This window comes from Streptomyces cupreus, from assembly GCF_014257025.1.
Classification (GTDB): Bacteria; Actinomycetota; Actinomycetes; order Streptomycetales; family Streptomycetaceae; genus Streptomyces; species Streptomyces cupreus.
Genome location: NZ_JACMSF010000001.1, coordinates 1 through 19,472, shown reverse-complemented (window position 1 = coordinate 19,472; position 19,472 = coordinate 1). Strand labels below are relative to the sequence as shown.

The window sequence follows — 19,472 nt, the reverse complement described above, 5'->3', positions numbered from 1 at the left end:
CCTCACTTCCCGGTGCTGGGCGGCTGTCCCGTCTCGATCCCGCGGCACAGCTTCCGCAAGCCGTCCCGGTCGAGGATCAGGACGTACTGGCCGTCGATCAGGTCCGACCTGATGATCGGCGCGGTGGTGAAGTGGGCGTCCGCGGAGCCCAGATGGCGCAGACCGAGCACGAGGTCACGCAGGTCGCTGTTGGACAGCTGGTCATCGACGCTCACGGTGCCGGTGATCGCGTCGAGCATCCGGTCGACCTTCAGCGGGCTGGTGATACTCGCGTCGTCGCGGATCTGGCCGACGAGGCTGCGCAGGAACTCCTGCTGCCGCTTGATCCGGTCCAGCTCCCCGCCGGGCAGACCGTGGCGCTGGCGCACGTAGGAGAGCGCCTCCTGGCCGCTCATGGTGTGGGTGCCCGCCTTGAAGTGCTTTTGCTGCTCCGGGTCGTAGGAACTCTCGTGGACGGTGATCGGCACACCGCCGACCGCGTCGGTGAGGGACCTGAAGCCGTGCCAGTCGATGACGGCGAAATGATCGATCCTGACCGCGGTGAGCTCCTCGACCGTCTGGACGAGGAGTGAGGGGCCTCCCCAGGAGAACGCGGCGTTGATCTTCGCGGTTCCGTGTCCGGGGATGGGCACCCAGCTGTCGCGTGGTATCGACACCGTGTACGACTCGCGCTCCCCCGGAGCGAGATGCACCAGCATCAGCGTGTCGCTGCGCTGGGCGCCGAACTTCCACAGGTCGGCTGCGGCGCCGTCTCCGGTGGTCGGCTTCGGGGAGCGGCTGTCGAGACCGGCCAGCAGGAAAGTGGTGCCGTCGCTGGTCTCGGGCCGTGGGCCGTCGGGAAAAGCGTCGGGTATGCGGGTGACCTGGTCGCCGTAGTGATCGGTGGCCCACCAGACACTGCCGGCGCCGAGCCCGAGCAGCGCGAGCACGGCGACGACCAGGCATATCAGCAGACGGCGCAGCCACCGACGGCGTGGCCGGGTGTCCGTCCCGAGAGCCCGCCTCGGCGTCCACTGGGGCCACCGGCGCGTGGACATCACATTCCCTCCGTCTGCCGACGGGCCGATGCGGCATGGGGCCGAGCCGTCAGCTCTCCGCAGATCCGGTCGACCGCCCGCTCGGTGAGGAAGGGGTGCAGGGGCAGGGACAGCAGTTGGGGGAAGAGCGCGTCGGCTCCCGGCAGGCCACCGGGCGGAGTGATCGCCGCACGCTGGAAGTAGGGCATGTGGTGCAGGGGGATGAAGTGGACCGAGGCACCGATGCCGCGCTCCCCCAGCCGTTCGATGATTTGGTCGCGGCCGATCCCGTACTGCTCCTCCAGCACGCGCACCACGTACAGGTGATGGGCGTGCCGGCCGCGGGTTGTGACCTCCAGCGGTTGCACCCCGGGAAGGGACTGAAGGCGTGCCGCGTACTGTCGGGCCACGGCGTGCCGCCGCTGCTGCCAGTCATCGAGGTGACGGAGTTGCGCCCGCCCGATGGCGGCCTGTACATCCGTCATGCCGGCCTTGAGGCCCGCCTCCTCGACGGTGTATCGCCAACCGCCGCCGGGCAGGTTCCGTCGCCAGGCGTCGGCGGACATCCCGTGGTGCCGCGCACGACGGATCCGTTCGGCGAGGACCGGGTCGTCCGTCGTCACCATGCCGCCCTCGCCGATGGGCAGGTTCTTGGTGGCGTAGAAGCTGAAGCAGGTCGCTCTCGACAGGCTTCCCACGGGTCGGTCGTCCACCGACGTGCCCACGGCGTGGGCGGCGTCCTCGACGACGTGCGTCAGCGGCAGTCGCGCGGCTTCCGCCAGCTCGGCGACCGGTGCGGGGGCCCCGGCGTAGTGCAGGACCATCATCGCGTGGGGGCAGCCGCACACCCTGGCCGCCCGGGCGACGGTGGCCGGGGTCGGCATCGCGGTGTGCGGATCGACGTCGACCAGCACCGGCCGCAGCCCGGCGTGCAGGATCGCCTGGGCCGCGCCGCAGAAGGTCACGGTCGGGATCAGGACCCTTCCGCCGAGCGGGACCCGCAGGGCACGCAGCGCCAGTTCGAGCGCCGCCGTGCAGGAACTCACGGCGACGGCGTGCGCGGCCCCGACATGAGCCGCGAACTCCCGCTCGAAGAGCACCGTCTCCGGTCCGGTCGTCACCCATCCCGAGGCGAGCACCCGCTGCGCCGCCCTCTGAGCCTCCGGACTGATCCGGGTCACGGCGAAGGGGAGTTCAGGCTCCCCCGCGCGGTCCGTGGTGAGGGCGTCAGCGAGTGGCACGCCGTTCAGGGCCGACCGGACCCTGGGGGCTTGTTCGTGTCGGGGCCGGAGCCGGTGGACTGTCATTTCCTGCTCGCCCTTCTTGTCACTCCCCGGAGAAATGACGACGCCTCCGCAGACGACGCATGGCCGAACGTGCGGACCGCCGCACACGGATGGCGTATATTTACGCCGTATACGTACACTTTCCTCCCGGAAGTGCATAGAGTCAACACGAGCGGACAGGACGCGGGCCGACCAGCCGGAGGCGAAGCATGGCCAAGGACCAGCCGAAGGCGCGGGAGATGGACGAGGGCCCCGGAGCCCGCCCCGCGCGGCGCGCCAGCGACCGTGGCCACTACGGCCGTCTGAGCCGGGAGCGGGTGCTGGCCAGCGCCCTGGAGCTGGTGGACCACGAGGGCCTGTCTGCGCTGAGCATGCGCCGGCTGGGCGCCGAGCTCGGCGTGGAAGCGATGGCGCTCTACCGGTACGCGGCGAGCAAGGACGCGCTCCTGGACGGCCTGGTCGAAGCCCTGTACCTCGAACTGGAGGAACATCTGGTCGCGGGTCCCGGCACGATTGCGGCCGAGGCCGAGGCTCAGGCCCGGACCGGCGCCCAGGCGCACGCTCCCGCATGGCGCGCCGAACTCCACCGGATCGCGCGGGCGACGTACGAGGTCTGTCTGGCCCACCCCCAGGTCATGCCGCTGCTCTCCACACGCATGCTGGCGGTTCCGCTGGCCCGCCGACCGCTGGCTGTCCTGAGGCATCACGAGCGGGTGCTGGCCCTGCTCCAGGGGGCCGGGCTCGACAAGGCCCGTTCCGCCGCCGTCTTCCGCGCCTTCACCGGGTGGGTCCTCGGCTATGTGTCCGTGGAACTGCAGGCCATGGTGGACAACCCCGACGAACCGGATCCCGCGTTCCGTCTCGGACTGCACCGCATGCCGCCCCAGGAGCTGCCCAGGCTCCGAGAAGCCGCCGGCACCCTCGCCGAGCAGGGCGGATCGGAGGGCCTGACCGTCGGTCTCGACGCGCTGCTCGACCGTTTCATCCGCGCGGAGGAGCAGCGGGAACCCCTGCAGAACCAGGACCGGCCCTGACAAGCCGCCCATCAGTGACACCCAGGACTGAGAGCCTGTGTCACATCCCCGGCCGGATCAGCGCGCGGCGGCGATGGGGGGTGCCCCCGCGCGAGTCGGCGAAGCCGTTCGAGCGTGGGGGAGCGTGCGATCGCAAGGCGCCGGAGCGCCCTCGTGGCGGAGCCCGGCGAGCGTGCGCGCCAGGCGGCGGGCGCCCGGCCGGGGATGTGACACAGGCTCTGAGGGGCCACGGCGGCCGGGTCAGCCACAGGTCCGCCTCCACGGGATGCGGCACGATCATTCACCACGCGTCGGCGCGGGTCAGCCGTGGCAGGGCGAGGGAGACCGTCGAGGCGGCGAGCAGGGCCGCGGCGCACGGCACCCAGTAGCCCGCCGAGGCCCCAGCCGCGTCGATCAACCACCCCGACGCGGCGTAGCCCAGCGCCACTCCGAGGGAGAGGCCCGAGACGACCCAGGTGATGCTCTCGGTGAGCTGGGCCGCCGGCGCCAGGTGGCCCACCAGCCCCATCGTGGTGATCAGGGTCGGCGCGACGGACATGCCCGCCACGAAGAGCACCACCGCCAGCACCGCGAGACTCGGCGCGAACAACAGCGGCGCCGTCGTGACCGCCATCACCCAGACGCTGATCAGCAACCGCCGCGTGATCGCCCCCCGCGGCCTCATCGCACCGAAGACCGCGCCCGCCAGGCCCGAGCCGAGCGCGTACACGCCCAGCAGCAGGCCGGAGAGAGCCTTGTGGTGGTGTGCGCCGGCGTACGCCACCGTGGCGACCTCCACCGAGCCGTACGACGCGCCCACCGACGTCAGCGCCAGCACCAACAGGCCGAGTCCCGGGATGCACAGCGCGGAGCCCCCGGCGCGTTGCGGCCCGGGGCGCACCGGCGGTTCCGTACGCCGCTGGGCGGCGAACAGCGAAACGCCGGCTCCGAGCAGGACCGCGGCCGCCAGCGGTCCCGCCTCGGCGAAGAAGCCGGTCGACAGGGTGATCGCCAGGGCCGGGCCGACGACGTAGACCACCTCGTCGAGCACCGACTCCAGCGAGTACGCGGTGTGCAGCAGCTTCGGTGCCGCCCGGTGAAGCTCGGCCCAGCGGGACCTGACGAGCGCGCCCATGCTGGGCATGCAGCCCGCTACCGCCGCCGCGACGTACAGCGTCCAGTCCGGGGCGGCGTACCGGGCGCACAGCAGCAGCGCACAGATGGCGGCGACCGTCACGGCCGTCGCAGGGAGGACGACCCGGCGCTGGCCATGGCGGTCGACCAGTCGGGAGATCTGCGGTCCGATCGCCGCGGCGGCGAGCGCCTGCGTGGCGGAGACCGAGCCGGCGAGCCGGTACTCACCGCCGAGCTGCGACAGCATGGTGACGATGCCGACGCCGATCATCGACTGCGGAAGGCGTGATACGAAGCCCGCGGTGGAGAAGAGCAGACTGCCTGCAGGAGAGAAGATCCGGCGGTAATCGGAGAGCATGGGACTCCACGCTCCGTCAGGAGCCGGTCGTCGATGGCTGATCCGGTCCGGTTTCCGCGTCCCCCAATTGCACGTCCCCATTTTCACGCATCGCGCGGTATCCCGCGACGCACCGCGTTATCTCTCCCTGCACGTGCGGGAAATAGCGAGCCGAGCTAACTTGATGGAAGACACGTCGCCGGACACCGGCCGTTCGCCCAGCTCGCATCGCCCGACAAATGACCCTCCCGGGAGGTTGGTTTGGGATGAACGCGCGACTGCGAAGCCAGGCCGCGATGGTCGCCGTCAGCGCGTGCATCGTCGTGCTGACCGCGTTCTACTACTTATTTCCGGAACAGCGGCTGATCTTCGTCGCCATTGGAGCGACCGGCGTCATCGGTATTGTCCTGGGTATCCACCTCAACCACCCCGCGCATCGACTCCCCTGGCTGTTGCTCGCCGCGGGAAACTTCGCATTCGCCGCGGGTCAGGCCGCCCAGATCACCCTCCTCCAGTTCTATGAGCAGAACCCGTTTCCGTCGATCGCAGACGGCTTCTATCTCACGGCATATCCGCTCTATGCGGCCGGGCTGCTGAGCTTCGTCCGCTGGCGCACGAGTGGGCGCGACCGCGCGAGCTTCGTCGACGCGCTGACGCTGACAGTCGGCCTGGCACTGCTGTCCTGGCTCTTCCTCATCGACCCGTTCGCCCATGCCGAGGATCTCACCTGGGTGCAGAAGGCGTTCGCCATCGCCTATCCGCTCGGCGACATCCTCGTCCTGGCGATGCTGGTGCGCCTGCTCGTCGGCCGTGGCGGCAAGAGCCGCTCGCTCATGCTGCTCACCGTGGGCACCTTAGGCCTGCTCACCGCCGACGTGGCTTACGGCCTGATACAGCTGAACGGGACGTGGCGCACGGGTACCGCGGTCGATCTCGGCTGGGCCGTCCTCTACGGCGCCTGGGCGGCTGCCGCGCTCGATCCGTCCATGGGGTCGGTGACCCAGCCGGTGGCATGGCGCGCCGAGGCCCATATGGGCCGGCTGAGTCTGCTCACCCTGGCGTCGCTGATCGCGCCGACCATCCTCCTGATCGAGGCTGTGCGCGGCGTGAGTGTCAACGCCGGCGTCATCGGGGTGTTCTCCGCGGTGCTCTTCGTCCTGGTGCTCTACCGTCTGGCGGGCGTGGCGGCGACCCACCGGCAGGCGGTCGGCCGGGAGAAAGTGCTGCGCATCGCGGTGTCGTCGCTGGGCGGAACGGGCGATCTGCGGGGTGTGGCCGCCGCCGTCCACTCCGCGGTGACGGAGCTGATGCCGCACGGCCCACCATCTTCCGCGCTGCTCACCATGCCGGACAACACGCTCTGGGTGAACGGGGCGCACGGTGGCATGCGCGAGCCCGTGTCCGAGCGGGTGACCGCAGCCGTACGGGAACTGACCGCGTCCGGCGAGAACCGCCTGGTGGCCCTCGACGATGTGGGCCCCGACCTCGCCGCCTGCCTCACGGGCCCGGACGAGGAGCCGTCCCGCACCGGCCACGCGCTCGTCTGCCCGCTCACCTTGCAGGATTCCCCCTCGGGCGATCCGCTGATCGGGGTGTTGCTCGTGGCCGGGGACGAGCAGGACCTGTTCGTGCTCCGCGACACGCTGGCGACTCTCGCCGCGCAGACGGCACTTGCCGTGGCACGGGTCGCGCTCGCCCAGGAGGTCAACCAGCGCAACAGCGAGATGTACTTCCGCACACTGGTGCAGAATGCCTCCGATGTGATCCTGATCCTCGACGACGACGACCGGGTCCGATACGCCAGCCCCTCCGCCGGCCAGGTGCTCGGCGTTCCGGACCTGGAGGGCGCCCATCTCATCGATCTGGTGCCGCCGCAGAACAGCCGCGCGGTGATCGAGGCGCTCGGCCGGATGCGCAGCGGCGAGAACCAGAGCAGGCGCGAGGTGTGGCGCATGGTCCGCGCCGACCGGGCGACCATCGAGGTCGAGGTGAGGTGGAGCGACCTGCGCGAGGAGGCGACCGTCGGCGGGGTGGTGCTCACCCTGCGGGACGTGACCGAACAACGCAAGCTCGAACGCGAACTCACCCACCAGGCGTTCCACGACTCCCTCACCGGCCTGGCCAACCGCGTGCTCTTCCAGGAGCGGGTCAACCACGCCCTGACGCAGGCTCAGCGCGAGGGCACGGTGGTCGGCGTACTCTTTGTCGACGTGGACGATTTCAAGGTCGTCAACGACATACACGGCCACGGTGTGGGCGACGAACTCCTGGTCGCGCTGTCACTCCGGCTGCAGACCACCGTCCGTGCCTCCGACACCGCCGCGCGCATCGGCGGCGACGAGTTCGCGCTGCTGGTGGAGGGTTCCGTCGCGTCGGCGGGCGTGGAGCGGTTCACCGAACACGTGATGACCGTGTTCGCCGAGCCGTTCCGGCTCAGTGTGGGGCCGGTGAGCACGTACGCCAGCGTCGGCGTCGCGACGACGGAGGACAGCATCGACGCGGTCGAACTGCTGACGCACGCCGATCTCGCGCTGTACGCGGCGAAGACGGCGGGCAAGCGCCAGTGGCGCCGCTACCACCCTGATCTGCAGCGCGGCATGGCCGAGCGTGCCAAGTTGCAGGAGGGCCTGGACAGTTCGTCGATCGAGACGTCGTTCATGGTGCTTTACCAGCCCATCGTGGAGCTGACCAGCGGGCGGATCGCCGGCTTCGAGGCGCTCGTTCGCTGGCCCCACTCCACGCGCGGCATGGTGCTGCCGGAGCAGTTCATCACGCTGGCCGAGGAGAGCGGGCAAATCGTCCCGCTCGGCGCCTGGGTGCTTGACCAAGCCGCGGGCGAGGCGGTCCGGTGGGAGGACTCCGTGCTGCGCGGCGGGACGGCCGACTGCAACGCACCTTACGTCAGCGTGAACGTGTCGCCGCGTCAGTTCCGGGATGAGGATTTCTACGACGTGATCCGGCGCGCTCTGGAGATCTCCGGCATCGAACCGTCGTCGCTCGTACTGGAACTGACCGAGAGTGTGCTGCTGTACAACGACGAACGCGTCCTGGCCGAGATGAGTTCGCTCACCGACCTCGGGATCCGTATCGCGATCGACGATTTCGGGACGGGCTACTCGTCGCTGAGTTATCTGCGTGAGTTCCCGATCTCGATACTCAAGATCGACAAGTCGTTCGTCGACGGACTCGGGCGCTCGTCCGAACAGTACGCTCTGGTCGAGGGCATCACGCATCTCGCGGACACTCTCGGTCTGACGGTGATCGCCGAAGGAGTGGAGAACGTGAGGCAGCAGGAGCTGCTGATCTCCATGGGCTGCCCGTTCGGCCAGGGGTACCTCTTCGCCGAGCCGGTCAGCGCCGAGGAGGCGGAGCAGCTCGTCCTCGCGCCGCCGCTCGGCCGCCTGGCCGGATTGCCTGTGACGCCCGGAGACGGGACGCGGTGATGGCGGCGCCCCGTTCCCGCGAGGGCCGCAGATCGTGCTCCGCAGGACGCCGCGCGAGGCAGGAGGCCCGAGGTGACGGAACGTGATCACCTGTCGGCAGAGTCGGCTGCACCGTGCGTCGTGCTGCGCAACGACGAGGAGCAGTACGCGATCTGGCCCGCCGACCGCCGGATTCCTGCCGGGTGGCGTCGGATCGGCGTACCGGCGTCCGCCGGGTGGTGCGGGAGCCTGGTCGACCGTCTGTGGACCGACATGCGGCCCGCGAGTGCCCGCGCCGAGGGGCGGTCCCCGGCGCCCGGGCGGGACACCGTGCCCGAGCTGGTCCGGGAGCGGGCGCGGCGTGCGCCGTCCGCTCTCGCGGTGCTCTCGGACGAGGGCCGCCTCAGCTACGCAGAACTGACCGGCCGCGCGGACCGGCTTGCCCACCGGCTGCGGGAGTCGGGTGTCGACGCGGAGTCCGTCGTCCCTGTGTGCCTGGACCGTGTGCCCGAGCTGGTCGTCGCGCTGCTGGCGGTGCTGAGCTCGGGCGGCGCGTTCCTGCCCCTCGACCCGGCGACTCCACGGCAACGCTTGGCCGGACTGGTCGAGGAGACCGGTTCACGCCTCATCGTCTCAAGCCGCGAGCACGCCCCGATGTTCGCCGGGTGCGAGGCGCGGATCGTCCACGCCGGGGCACCGGCCACGCAGGCGGTGCCGGAGAGACCGCGGCCGACCCCTGCCCCCCGGCCGGACGACCTCGCCTACGTGATCTACACCTCCGGATCCACCGGACCTCCCAAGGGAGTGATGATCACCCACCGGTCGCTTGCACACTCTCTCACCGCGGTGGCCCGGGCATACGAACTGACGCCCGGCGACCGGGTACTGCATGCCGCGGCGCTCGGCTTCGACGCTTCGGTGGAGCAGATCTTCGCCCCGCTGATCAGCGGGGCGACACTCGTCCTCGCGGGAACGCGTACGTGGGCGCCCACCGAGCTGCTGCACCGCCTCCCGGAGCACGGGATCACCGTCGCCGACCTGACCCCCGCCTACTGGCATCAGATCGTCTCCGTCCCGGACCGCGACGAGAGCCTCGCGTCGCTGAGACTCGTCATCGTCGGCGGCGAGATCATCACCGCGAAGGACTGCCGTGCCATTCTGCGCCGGATCACCGGCGCGCGGCTCGTCAACGCCTACGGGCTCACCGAGACCACCATCACCTCCACGCTCTGCGACCTCAACGAGGAAGTGCTCGCCGCGCCGGACACCGCCGTCGCCCCGATCGGCAGACCCCTGGAGGGGAATCACCTCCACGTGCTCGACGCCGAACTGCGCCCGGTGCCGCCGGGCGAGCGCGGCGAGATCTACATCGGCGGCCCGGGGCTGGCGCGCGGTATCTGGGGGCAACCCACCGTGACCGCACAGCAGTTCCTGCCCGACCCGTACGGCTCGGCGCCGGGGGACCGGATGTATCGCACCGGGGATCTGGGCCGTCGGCGCTCGGACGGCAACCTGGAAGTCCTGGGCCGGGCCGACGACCAGATGAAGATCCGCGGGTTCCGGGTCGACCCGGCCGAGGTCGAGGCCGCGCTCGCCTCCCACCCGCAGATCGGCCAGGCGATGGTGGTGGCCCGGACGCGCGCCGGCGGCGACCGGGACCTCGTCGCGTACTTCACGCCGACCTCGCCGCCGACCAGCGGCGAGGCGGTGCTGCACGCACGGCTGCGGTCGGCACTCGCCGAGGTCCTGCCGGGCTACATGATCCCGGCGGCCTTCCACGCGGTGGAGCGGCTGCCCGTCACGCCCGGCGGGAAGCTCGACCGCAGGGCCCTGCCGGAACCCGTGACCGCGGCGCCGACGGCCACCGGCGCCGACGACCGTCCGGTGCCGCAGGGGATGGCCCAGTTGTGGGGCCAGATCCTGGATGTGGACTACGTCCGTCCGCACGACGACTTCTTCGAGCTGGGCGGCAACTCGCTGCTGGCCATGGAGATGCTCGCCCGGACCCGCGTCGTGTTCGGCATCGGCGTCACACAGATCCGCGACCTGACCCGTTCGCTGCTGCGGTATCCGACGCTTGCCGCGTTCGCCGAGGCCGTACGCCAGGCACGTGCGGGCACACTGGCCCACCCGGACGGCGGGAGCGTCGACTTCGCCGCCGAGACCGACCGGCGCGTTCCGGCAGTGGGCACAGCCGCGCCGTCGCCGGGAGGACGTCCCCGTCGTCCCGGCGACGTCCTCCTCACCGGGGCGACGGGGTTCTGCGGCGCGCACATGATCGACGAGCTGCTGCGCAGGACGACGGGGCGGATCCTCTGCCTGGTCAGGGCCTCCGACGACCAGCACGGCATGGAGCGGATCCGCGCGAGCCACCAGCGGTACGTCCTCAGCGATCTGCCCAACGGGCGCGTCCAGCCGGTCATCGGCGACCTGGGCAAGCCCGAACTGGGGCTGTCCCCAAGCCGGTTCGAGGAGCTGGGATCGACCATCGACGCCATCTACCACTTCGGCGGCCAGGTCAACTTCATCTACCCGTACCACGAGTTGCGCGCGGCCAACGTCGGCGGAACATACGAGATCATCCGCCTCGCCGCCGGCCGGGCCGTCCCCGTCCACTTCACCTCCACCATGGCGGTGCTCGCCGGATTCGGGCCGGCCGGGGTGCGCAAGGTGACGGAGAACACGCCGCTGCGCTTCCCCGAGTATCTGTCCGTGGGCTACGTGGAGACCAAATGGGTCGCCGAGGCCCTGCTGAGGAAGGCGTCCGACGCGGGCCTGCCGGTCGCCGTCTACCGCCTGATGGACATCACGGGCAGCAGCGGGACCGGCGTGATGAACACCAGCAGCGAGCTGGCCGCCCTCTTCGACTTCATCGCGCGGACCGGGCTGTGCCCCGACGTCCGGCTGCCGCTGGATTTCCTGCCCGCCGACCACCTCGCCCGCGCCATCGGACACATCTCCACCCGCCGGCCCGCTCACGGCGAGGTCTACCACCTCACCAACCCCCGGCCCACGCTGCTGAATTCGCTCGCCGAACGCCTGCGCCGACGGGGTTACCCGGTTCAGGAGATCCCGTACGCCGAGTGGATCGCCGCTCTGGTGAAGTACGCGGCCGGGCACCCCACCGACCCGATCACCCCGTTCGTCCCGCTCTTCGTCGACCGGTGTGCGCGCGCCGACATCACCGTGAGCGAGATGTACTTCCAGGACGTTTTCACGGAGTTCACCCGCGGCAACGCCGAACGGGCGCTGGTGAACGCCGGGATCGACATTCCGCCGGTGGACGCGAAGATGATGGACCGCTACATCGACTTCCTCCAACAGGCCGATGCCGTCCGGCCCGTGAAGAGCCAAGGTCAAGGGGCGGCGCGGTGGTGAGCCGATGCCCTTGCTGGGAGGCGCTGGACGTGCTGGAAGGGCCGCCCGACGGTCCGGTGGCCTTCGGCGCCGACCTCAGTCCCGCCGGCCTCCTGGCGGCGTACCGCGCCGGGGTCTATCCGTTCCCCGCGTCCGACGAGTACTCCCGCGCCCTCAACGAGGTGGTCTTCGCCGATCAGGTCCAGGAGGGCCGCATCCGGCTGATGGGCGAGGAATCGGCCGATCCCTACGCCGTCTCCTGGTGGTCACCCGACCCCAGGCCGGTGCTGCCCGTCTCGGCCACGCACCTCAGCCGGGACCTCGCCCGGCGGCTTCGCAACCGGCTGCCGTGGTCGACCAGTCTGGACCGCCGGTTCGAGGGGGTCGTCCGCGAATGCCGTGCCGGCCGCGTCCCCCTGTGGCTCACCGACGAGCTGATCGCGAGCCTGGTCCGCCTGCACGAGATGGGTCATGCTCACAGCGTCGAGGTGTGGGAGGACGGCGATCTGGTCGGCGGCGTCTTCGGCCTGCGGGTCGGATCGGTCTTCAGCATGGACTCGATGTTCTTCCACCGTCCCGGTGCCTCGAAGGTCGCGGTGACCGACCTCGCGGCGCGCTTCGCGCAGGTAGGCGGCGAGCTGCTCGACGCACAGCGGGACAGTCCGCACGTCCGCGACCTGGGCGGCATTCTCGTACCGCGGGAGCAGTATGTGCGACACCTCCGCCGCACCGCACACGACAACCTCCCGATGCCCACCGCCACCTTGCCCGCCCACCGCCTCGCCCCGCCGACGGGATCGCGCCGCTGAGCCGTCGCGGAGACGCCGCTCCAGGCGGCAACGCGGAACGGGCGCTGCCTTCGAGAGCGGACTCCAGCACGCGTTTGGTCAGCTGCCGCAACAGACCCGCCCTTGCGCGCGGGAAGTGATCCCTCAGGGCGAGGTCGGCGCGGCGGCGGAGCGGAAGGCGTCGACGCTCTCCCGGATCGCCGCGGTCACCTCCGCCTGGCGGTCATTGAGGTAGAAGTGGCCGCCGGGGAAGGACCGCAGGCGGAAGGTCCCGCTCGTCACCTCCTCCCAGGCGCGCGCGTCGTCCGGGCTCACCCGCGGGTCGCTCTCGCCGGTCAGCACGGTGACGGGCGCGCTCAGCGGGGCGGCGCCGGGTGTCGCCCGGTAGGTCTCCACTGCCCGGTAGTCGGCACGCAGGGCGGGCAGCGCCATGCGCAGCAGGTCCTCGTCGGCCAGGGCGCCGGCGTCGGTGCCGCTCAGCCCCCGGATCTCGGCGATGATGCCGTCGTCGTCCCGGAGGTGGACGGTCTCCTCGCGGTGACGGTGCGGGGCGCGCCGCCCGGAGGCGATGACGCCCAGCAGTCGGCCCCCGCCGGATTCCTCCAGTCGGCGGGCGATCTCGTAGGCGACGACGGCGCCCATGCTGTGCCCGAAGAGCACCACGGGCCCCACCGGCGCCGAGACGAGCACCCTGTACACCTGGTCGACGAGATCCCGCAGCTCGGTGACGGCGGGCTCGCGGTACCGGTCGAGACGACCCGGGTACTGGACGCACAGCACGTCCAACTCCGGCGCGAGCGCACGGGCCAGCGGCAGGAAGTAGGGCGCGGAACCACCGGCGTGCGGCAGCACGACGAGCTTCATGGCACCGGGCGAGGCCGGCTCGTACCGGCGGAACCAGGTGTCGTACGGACCGGATGCTGCCGACATGACGGGCTGTACCTCCGCGTTCGCTCCACGACACGACAGTCCGCAGCTTACGAGCCGTACCGACCACCACAGAACCCTTTGCCACCGTCGGACCGCCGGGGGCGCCGAGCGGACGAAACGGCCAGCTCCCGTCGCCCTGATCGGCCACCTCCCGTATCGCCCGCACCCTCCACCGGTCGCGCCGAAGCCTCGACCCGCACGGCATCGACGTCATGGCCGTCCGGCAGGTCCACGGACTCGGCGCAGTACACCACCGGCCCGCGCTGCACGGTGCCCGGGGCGACCGCGAGACGCCTCCCGTCCGGATCCGTCAGCCACGTCGTGGCTCCCTCGGCCCAGGCGGGGACCCATAGCGACAGGGTCCACGGATGGGAGGGGGCCCGGTCAGTAGAGGTCCGGGCCAGGGGGCGCTCGGACTTCATGCGTCGAGATCAGCCCGAGCGCCCCCGCACCGTCAGTCCTCCAGGGCGTCCATCACATCCGCGAGGTCCACGAACTTGAAGCCCGTCGCGCTACGGTCCTCGGACTGCGGGGTCTCGTCGCCGTCCTGGACGACGAGCAGGCCGTTGGGATAGCGGCGGCCGAGCGGGGCGTTGACGGCCGCCGCTCCGTCGCACTCCTCGGAGCCGTCGAGGGTCGCGGAGGCGGCCGTGACCCGGAAGCCGCCCTCGTACTCGTTGTCGTCCTCCAGCTCGCGGTCGTACGCGGCGAAGGTGTTGTCGCCCTGGCTGGAGGCGAGGAGGTAGCCGTCGCCGTCGGCCTCGGGGATCAGGGTCAGGCCCTCGACGTCGGCGGAGATACGGGTGCCGCCGTAGCCCGGGTCGGCGCCGGGGGTGCACTCCTCGGTGGCCTCGTCGTAGGTGCCGGGGACGCCGTACTCGCGGACCTTGTCGATCAGCCGGGGCGTGCCGCTGAGGTCGGCGTTCAGACGCCAGATGCCGACGTCCTCCTGGCCGGCGTAGAGGGCGCCGTTCGCGGGGTCGACCACCATGCCCTCCACCTGGGGCAGTTCACCGGGTTCCAGGCAGGGGCTCCAGGACGTGCCGTCGGGCAGGCGGAAGGACGAGGGCAGGTCGATGGTGCGGATCTTGCGGTAGCCGACGGTGCCGGAGCGGGTGGGGAGCAGTTCGAGGAGGGCGACGCTGGTGGTCTCGCGGCGGCTGACCAGCGCGTACGAGCGGCCCGTGGCGCGGTCGGTCCAGGTGGCGAGGCCGTACGCGGTGCGCTGGTCGTTGATCTCCTCCTGGTCGGCGGAGAACACGGGCGCCGCTGCCGGGTCGGTGACGTCGGTGAGCGGGCCGCCGACGCGGTCGCGGTCGATGCGGTAGAAGCGCAGCCGGTCGCTGGTGACGGCGAGGTCGGCGCGGCCGGTGGACAGCTTCAGGCCCTGCACCAGGTCGACGTTGTTGAAGCGGCCGGGGGCGTCGTCGGGCGTGGGTCCTGCCGGGGCGGGCACGGACTGGATCTCGCGCGCGTCGAGGTCGTAGACCCGAAGTCCGCCTTCCTTGGCCGTGGCGACGACCAGGCTGCGGTCCGGCTCGGCGGAGTTGCGCCAGATCGCCGGGTCGTCCGCGTCGGAGTTGCCGCCCGCCTCGTCGTCGTAGAGCGCCGCCGTCTCGGCCCGGGCGGTGAGCGCGGGCAGGTCGGACGACGCCTGCGCCTGGGCGGGCAGCGTCACGGCGAGTGCCACCAGCGTGGCCGTCATCAGGAAGACGTGCGGTCGGCGGTTACGGGACTCGGGCACGCGGACGCTCCTTCGGCTCATGATCGGATGCGTCTCGCAGCCTGTACGGCGCGTGTGACGGGTGGGCGTCCGTCGCTTGCCGAGAAATGGATCTGGCATGAACACTACATACGACGCCCTCACTTCACGGTCGCGCCGGGCACCTCTTCGGTCACCCCGTTCAGCTCCGAGGTGGGATCGGAGCCGTAGGGGCGGGTGAGGACCTCCATGCCGTGTCCGGACGGATCCGGGAAGTACACGCCCCGGCCGCCGTCGTTGCGGTTGATCCGGCCCGGGTGCTTGCCGTGCGGGTCGGCCTGGATGGGGACCCGCGCCGCGACGAGCCGGGCGAGGATCTGGTCGAACTCCTCCTCGGAGACGAGGAAGGCGTAGTGCTGGGTCGGGACGTCGTGGCCGACGGTCGCGAAGTCCAGTGTGACGCCGTTGGCGGTCTCGACGGGCAGGAACGGCTCGGCGGGTTCGCCGGCTTCGAGGCCGAGGATCCCGGCGAGGAAACGGGCCGACTCCTCGCGGTCCCGGCAGGCGATAACGGTGTGGTTGAACTCGACTGACAAGGCGAATGCCTCCAGAGGCAATCTCCGCGGCACCTCCATGCCTCACCCGGCCGGTGACCGGCACGCGATGCCGCAACGATCACCCTAGGCAGACGGCCGCCGACCCGTCGAGCGGTTTGCGCGTCGCTGCCAGGTTGCTGCCCTCGCGTGCGACAGGGCCGCCGAGTACACGTCCGCCGTCGCCGCCGCTGCCGTGTCCCAGCCGAAGGACCGGGCATGCCGCACCGCGGCCTCGCTCATCCGGGCGGAGCGTTCCGGGTCGTCGGCGAAGCCGTACAGTGCCCGCGCGTAGTCCGCCGGATCGTGCCCGGGTACGAGAACACCGCTCACCCCGTCCCGTACGGCCACCGGCAGGCCGCCGACCTGTGCCGCGATCACCGGTGTGCCACAGGCCTGGGCCTCGACGGCCACCAGGCCGAAGGACTCGCTGTGGGACGGCATGACCAGGACGGACGCCGCCCGGTACCAGTCGGCGAGCCGCTCCTGGCCGACCGGCGGCCGGAACAGCACGACGTCCGAGATCCCGAGGCGGGCCGCCAGCTTCTGCAGCCCCTCCGGCTCGGCCAGGCCGCTGCCGCTGGGCCCGCCCACGACGGGCGCCACGAGCCGCTCCCGCAGCCACGGCCGCTGCTCCAGCAGCCGGGCCACCGCGCGCAGCATGACGTCCGGTGCCTTCAACGGCTGTATGCGGCCCACGAACAGGGGGATCAGCGCATCTTGCGGGAGCCCGAGCCGGGATCGTGCCGCGGCGCGTCCGGCCTGGACACCGCGGGCGTCGGGGCGGAAGCGCTCCAGGTCGACTCCGGGGTGAACGACGGCGACGTGGCCGGTGTCGGCGTCGTAGTGGCGGACCAGTTCGTCGGCTTCCTTCTCCGTGTTGGCTATCAACCGGTCGGCGGCCCGTACGACTTGGGTCTCGCCGAGCACGCGGGCGGGGGGCTCTGGGGTGTCGCCGTCGGCCAGGTTGGCGTTCTTGACCTTGGCCATGGTGTGCATGGCGTGGACCAGCGGGACGCCCCAGCGCCCGGCGGCCAGCCGGCCGACGTGGCCGGAGAGCCAGTAGTGGGAGTGGACCAGGTCGTAGTGGCCGGGGTGTTGGCCGGCCCAGGTCTGCGTCACTCCGTGCGCGAAGGCGCAGAGCTGGGCCGGGAGATCCTCCTTGGCCAGACCCTCGTACGGGCCGGCGTCCACGTGCCGGACCAGAACGCCGGGCGCGAGTTCGACGCTGGGCGGGAGTGCCGCGGACGTGGCCCGGGTGAAGATCTCGACCTCGATGTCGATGGCGGCGAGGCGCCTGGCGAGTTCGACGACGTAGACGTTCATTCCGCCCGCGTCGCCGGTTCCGGGCTGGTGCAGCGGTGAGGTGTGCACGCTGAGCATCGCGACGCGCCGGGGGCGGCCGTGGGTGCCGGGTGGCCGCGACCGGGGCGGACCCACGAGGGTGGTGCCGTGGCCACGGCTGCTCTGGAAGCCCTTGAGCCCGGTCACGTACCGACTCCTGCCGTTGCCCCGGCCCGCAGGTCGATGCGCTGCTCGCCCGCGTACACGTTCATGGAGCCGCCGCGCAGAAAGCCGACGAGCGTGAGCCCGGTCTCCGTCGCCAGGTCCACGGCGAGGGAGGACGGTGCCGAGACCGCCGCCAGCAGCGGGATCCCCGCCATGACGGCCTTCTGCGCCAGCTCGAAGGACGCCCGCCCGGACACCAGCAGAATGGTGCGGGACAGCGGTAGTTGGCCGTTCCGCAGCGCACGGCCGATCAGCTTGTCAACGGCGTTGTGCCGGCCGACGTCCTCGCGCAGGTCGAGCAGTTCGCCCTCGGGCGAGAACAGCCCTGCGGCGTGCAGACCGCCGGTGCGGTCGAACACCTGCTGCGCGGCCCGCAGTTGGTCCGGCAGTGCGGCCAGCAGCTCCGGGGTGACCCGGACCGGGGGCGTGTCGGCGATCGGCCACGGTGCCGTGGTCCGTACGGCGTCCAGGCTCGCCTTACCGCACAGGCCGCAGGACGACGTGGTGTACACGTTCCGCTCCAGCGTGATGTCGGGCAGCGGTACGCCGGGGGCGAGTCGCACGTCGACGACGTTGTAGGTGTTCGAGCCGTCCTGGGTGGCCCCGGCGCAGTACACGATGTTCGCCACGTCCCCGGCCCGGCTCAGGACGCCCTCGCTCACCAGGAATCCGGCGGCGAGCGCGAAGTCGTCCCCGGGTGTGCGCATGGTGATCGCCAGCGGCTTGCCGTTCAGCCGGATCTCCAGCGGCTCCTCCCCGACCAGGGTGTCCGGGCGACTGCTCGCCCCACCCTCGCGGATCCGCAGCACCCTTCGTCGCTCGGTGACCCGTCCCATGGCCTTGGTTCCTCAGCACTCGATGACGTTGACGGCGAGGCCACCGCGGGCGGTCTCCTTGTACTTGACCTTCATGTCGGCGCCCGTCTCCTTCATGGTCTTGATGACCTTGTCCAGGGAGACGTGGTGACGGCCGTCGCCGCGCAGGGCCATCCGGGCGGCGGTGACGGCCTTGACCGCGGCCATGCCGTTGCGCTCGATGCAGGGGATCTGGACGAGACCGCCCACCGGGTCGCAGGTCAGGCCGAGGTTGTGCTCCATGCCGATCTCGGCGGCGTTCTCCACCTGTTCGGGGCTGCCGCCGAGGACTTCGGCGAGCCCTCCCGCGGCCATCGAGCAGGCCGAGCCGACCTCGCCCTGGCAGCCGACCTCGGCGCCGGAGATGGACGCGTTCTCCTTGAAGAGCAGACCGATGGCACCCGCCGCGAGAAGGAAGCGGACGATGCCGTCCTCGTCGGCGCCCGGCACGAAGTCGAGGAAGTAGTGCAGGACGGCGGGGATGATCCCGGCCGCGCCGTTGGTCGGGGCGGTGACGACCCGGCCGCCCGCGGCGTTCTCCTCGTTCACGGCCATCGCGTAAAGGGTGACCCATTCCATGGCGCGGCCCGCCGGGTCGCCCTCACTGCGCAGCGCCCGGGCCGCCGCCGCGGCCCGCCGACGGACCTTCAGACCACCGGGGAGGATGCCCTCGCGGCCCAGCCCCCGGGCGACACAGGCCGCCATCACCCGCCAGATCTCCAGCAGGCCCGCGCGGATCTCCTCCTCGGTGCGCCAGGCCTTCTCGTTCTCCAGCGTCAGCGCGGAGATGGACAGGCCCGTCTCCTTGGTCAGGCGCAGCAGTTCGTCGCCCGTGCTGAACGGGTGGGCCGGCACCGTGTCATCCGGCTTGATCCGGTCCGCGCCGACCACGTCTTGATCAAACACAGCCTCGTCGACCACGAAGCCACCGCCCACGGAGTAGTACGTCTTCTCCAGCAGCGGTACGCCGTCGGTGTCGTACGCGAAGAGGATCATGCCGTTGGCGTGGTAGGGCAGTGACCGCCTGCGGTGCAGGACCAGCTGGGTCGAGGCGTCGAAGGCAATCTCGTGGGCCGGGCCGATCTCGGCACCGAGGAGGCGGATGCGGCCGGTGCTGCGGATCCGCTCGACGTCCAGGTCGGCCTGGGCGACGTCGACCGTGTGCGGCTCGTAGCCCTCAAGGCCGAGCAGCACCGCCTTGGGAGTGCCATGACCGTGGCCGGTGGCGCCGAGCGAGCCGAACAACTCCGCCCGTACGGCGGCGGTCTGGGCGAGTACGCCGTCCTGCTTCAGCCGGGCGACGAACATGCCGGCGGCGCGCATCGGGCCGACGGTGTGCGAGCTGGACGGGCCGATGCCTATGGAGAACAGGTCGAAGACGCTGATTGCCACGCCATACTCCGTGGGATTGGAGGGGCATGCCGAGCGGTCACGGCACGCCCCGCGGGAGGGTGTCGGTTACAGGCCGGGGTACAGCGGGTGCTTGTCGGCCAGCGCCTTCACACGGGCCTTCAGAGCCTCGACGTCGTAC

14 protein-coding genes are annotated in these 19,472 nt (G+C 71.1%); 4 read left to right on the top strand and 10 right to left on the bottom strand.

All coding sequences use genetic code 11. The features are described 5' to 3' along the window. Positions 1-2 precede the first annotated feature (2 nt). Positions 3-1,037 carry an LCP family protein gene (locus H4N64_RS00065; RefSeq protein ID WP_186279702.1) on the bottom strand — a complete coding sequence of 345 codons (1,035 nt, stop codon included), beginning with the start codon at positions 1,035-1,037 and terminating at the stop codon, positions 3-5. Further along, positions 1,037-2,257, bottom strand: a complete 1,221-nt coding sequence (locus tag H4N64_RS00060; protein ID WP_336246602.1) for a DegT/DnrJ/EryC1/StrS family aminotransferase — start codon at positions 2,255-2,257, stop codon at positions 1,037-1,039. The genes H4N64_RS00065 and H4N64_RS00060 overlap by 1 nt, the downstream gene beginning before the upstream one ends. 254 nt (positions 2,258-2,511) lie before the next feature. On the opposite strand from H4N64_RS00060, the gene H4N64_RS00055 reads away from it, so the two are divergent. Continuing rightward, positions 2,512-3,336 (top strand): TetR/AcrR family transcriptional regulator, encoded by an 825-nt coding sequence (locus H4N64_RS00055; protein WP_186279700.1) that lies wholly within the window; start codon positions 2,512-2,514, stop codon positions 3,334-3,336. A gap of 280 nt (positions 3,337-3,616) precedes the next feature. Here H4N64_RS00055 and H4N64_RS00050 read toward each other — a convergent pair whose 3' ends face one another. Then, positions 3,617-4,807, bottom strand: coding sequence for an MFS transporter (locus H4N64_RS00050; RefSeq protein ID WP_186279699.1), 1,191 nt, complete (start codon positions 4,805-4,807; stop codon positions 3,617-3,619). A 245-nt stretch (positions 4,808-5,052) separates the two neighbouring features. Here H4N64_RS00050 and H4N64_RS00045 point away from each other — a divergent pair, with 245 nt between their 5' ends. The 3 genes from H4N64_RS00045 (at position 5,053) to H4N64_RS00035 (ending at position 12,374) form a co-directional block, all read left to right on the top strand. Beyond that, complete coding sequence (locus H4N64_RS00045; protein WP_186279698.1) at positions 5,053-8,229, top strand: EAL domain-containing protein; 3,177 nt, start codon at positions 5,053-5,055, stop codon at positions 8,227-8,229. A gap of 72 nt (positions 8,230-8,301) precedes the next feature. Next, a complete protein-coding gene (locus H4N64_RS00040) occupies positions 8,302-11,586 on the top strand; it encodes an amino acid adenylation domain-containing protein (RefSeq protein WP_186279697.1) in 3,285 nt (1,094 codons plus the stop codon). Continuing rightward, positions 11,583-12,374 carry a leucyl/phenylalanyl-tRNA--protein transferase gene (locus H4N64_RS00035; RefSeq protein ID WP_336246601.1) on the top strand — a complete coding sequence of 264 codons (792 nt, stop codon included), beginning with the start codon at positions 11,583-11,585 and terminating at the stop codon, positions 12,372-12,374. Before H4N64_RS00040 ends, H4N64_RS00035 begins: the two co-directional genes overlap by 4 nt. Before the next feature lie 123 nt (positions 12,375-12,497). Here H4N64_RS00035 and H4N64_RS00030 read toward each other — a convergent pair whose 3' ends face one another. The 7 genes from H4N64_RS00030 to H4N64_RS00005 all read right to left on the bottom strand — a co-directional run bounded on the left by H4N64_RS00030 (position 12,498) and on the right by H4N64_RS00005 (position 19,333). Beyond that, a complete protein-coding gene (locus H4N64_RS00030) occupies positions 12,498-13,283 on the bottom strand; it encodes a thioesterase II family protein (RefSeq protein ID WP_186279695.1) in 786 nt (261 codons plus the stop codon). 47 nt (positions 13,284-13,330) lie between these two features. Next, on the bottom strand, positions 13,331-13,705 hold the full coding sequence (locus H4N64_RS46270) for a hypothetical protein (RefSeq protein ID WP_336246600.1): 375 nt from the start codon (positions 13,703-13,705) through the stop codon (positions 13,331-13,333). A 32-nt stretch (positions 13,706-13,737) separates the two neighbouring features. After that, positions 13,738-14,988, bottom strand: coding sequence for a phytase (locus H4N64_RS00025; protein WP_186280223.1), 1,251 nt, complete (start codon positions 14,986-14,988; stop codon positions 13,738-13,740). A gap of 158 nt (positions 14,989-15,146) precedes the next feature. After that, on the bottom strand, positions 15,147-15,581 hold the full coding sequence (locus H4N64_RS00020) for a VOC family protein (protein ID WP_186279694.1): 435 nt from the start codon (positions 15,579-15,581) through the stop codon (positions 15,147-15,149). An 84-nt stretch (positions 15,582-15,665) separates the two neighbouring features. Continuing rightward, entirely contained in the window at positions 15,666-17,018 is a 1,353-nt protein-coding gene (gene mshA, locus H4N64_RS00015; protein WP_336246616.1) for a D-inositol-3-phosphate glycosyltransferase, read from the bottom strand. A 47-nt stretch (positions 17,019-17,065) separates the two neighbouring features. Further along, a complete protein-coding gene (fdhD, locus tag H4N64_RS00010) occupies positions 17,066-17,923 on the bottom strand; it encodes a formate dehydrogenase accessory sulfurtransferase FdhD (RefSeq protein ID WP_186279693.1) in 858 nt (285 codons plus the stop codon). A 12-nt stretch (positions 17,924-17,935) separates the two neighbouring features. Next, positions 17,936-19,333: an L-serine ammonia-lyase gene (locus H4N64_RS00005; protein WP_186279692.1), complete on the bottom strand. Its 1,398-nt coding sequence runs from the start codon at positions 19,331-19,333 to the stop codon at positions 17,936-17,938. Positions 19,334-19,472 lie beyond the last annotated feature (139 nt).

Bases quoted from the DNA above. Each gene is read 5' to 3' on its own strand.
- H4N64_RS00065 (WP_186279702.1), bottom strand. From the start codon at position 1,037: ATGTCCACGCGCCGGTGGCCCCAGTGGACGCCGAGGCGGGCTCTCGGG.
- H4N64_RS00055 (WP_186279700.1), top strand. From the start codon at position 2,512: ATGGCCAAGGACCAGCCGAAGGCGCGGGAGATGGACGAGGGCCCCGGA.
- H4N64_RS00050 (WP_186279699.1), bottom strand. From the start codon at position 4,807: ATGCTCTCCGATTACCGCCGGATCTTCTCTCCTGCAGGCAGTCTGCTC.
- H4N64_RS00045 (WP_186279698.1), top strand. From the start codon at position 5,053: ATGAACGCGCGACTGCGAAGCCAGGCCGCGATGGTCGCCGTCAGCGCG.
- H4N64_RS00030 (WP_186279695.1), bottom strand. From the start codon at position 13,283: ATGTCGGCAGCATCCGGTCCGTACGACACCTGGTTCCGCCGGTACGAG.
- H4N64_RS46270 (WP_336246600.1), bottom strand. From the start codon at position 13,705: ATGAAGTCCGAGCGCCCCCTGGCCCGGACCTCTACTGACCGGGCCCCC.
- H4N64_RS00025 (WP_186280223.1), bottom strand. From the start codon at position 14,988: ATGACGGCCACGCTGGTGGCACTCGCCGTGACGCTGCCCGCCCAGGCG.
- fdhD (WP_186279693.1), bottom strand. From the start codon at position 17,923: ATGGGACGGGTCACCGAGCGACGAAGGGTGCTGCGGATCCGCGAGGGT.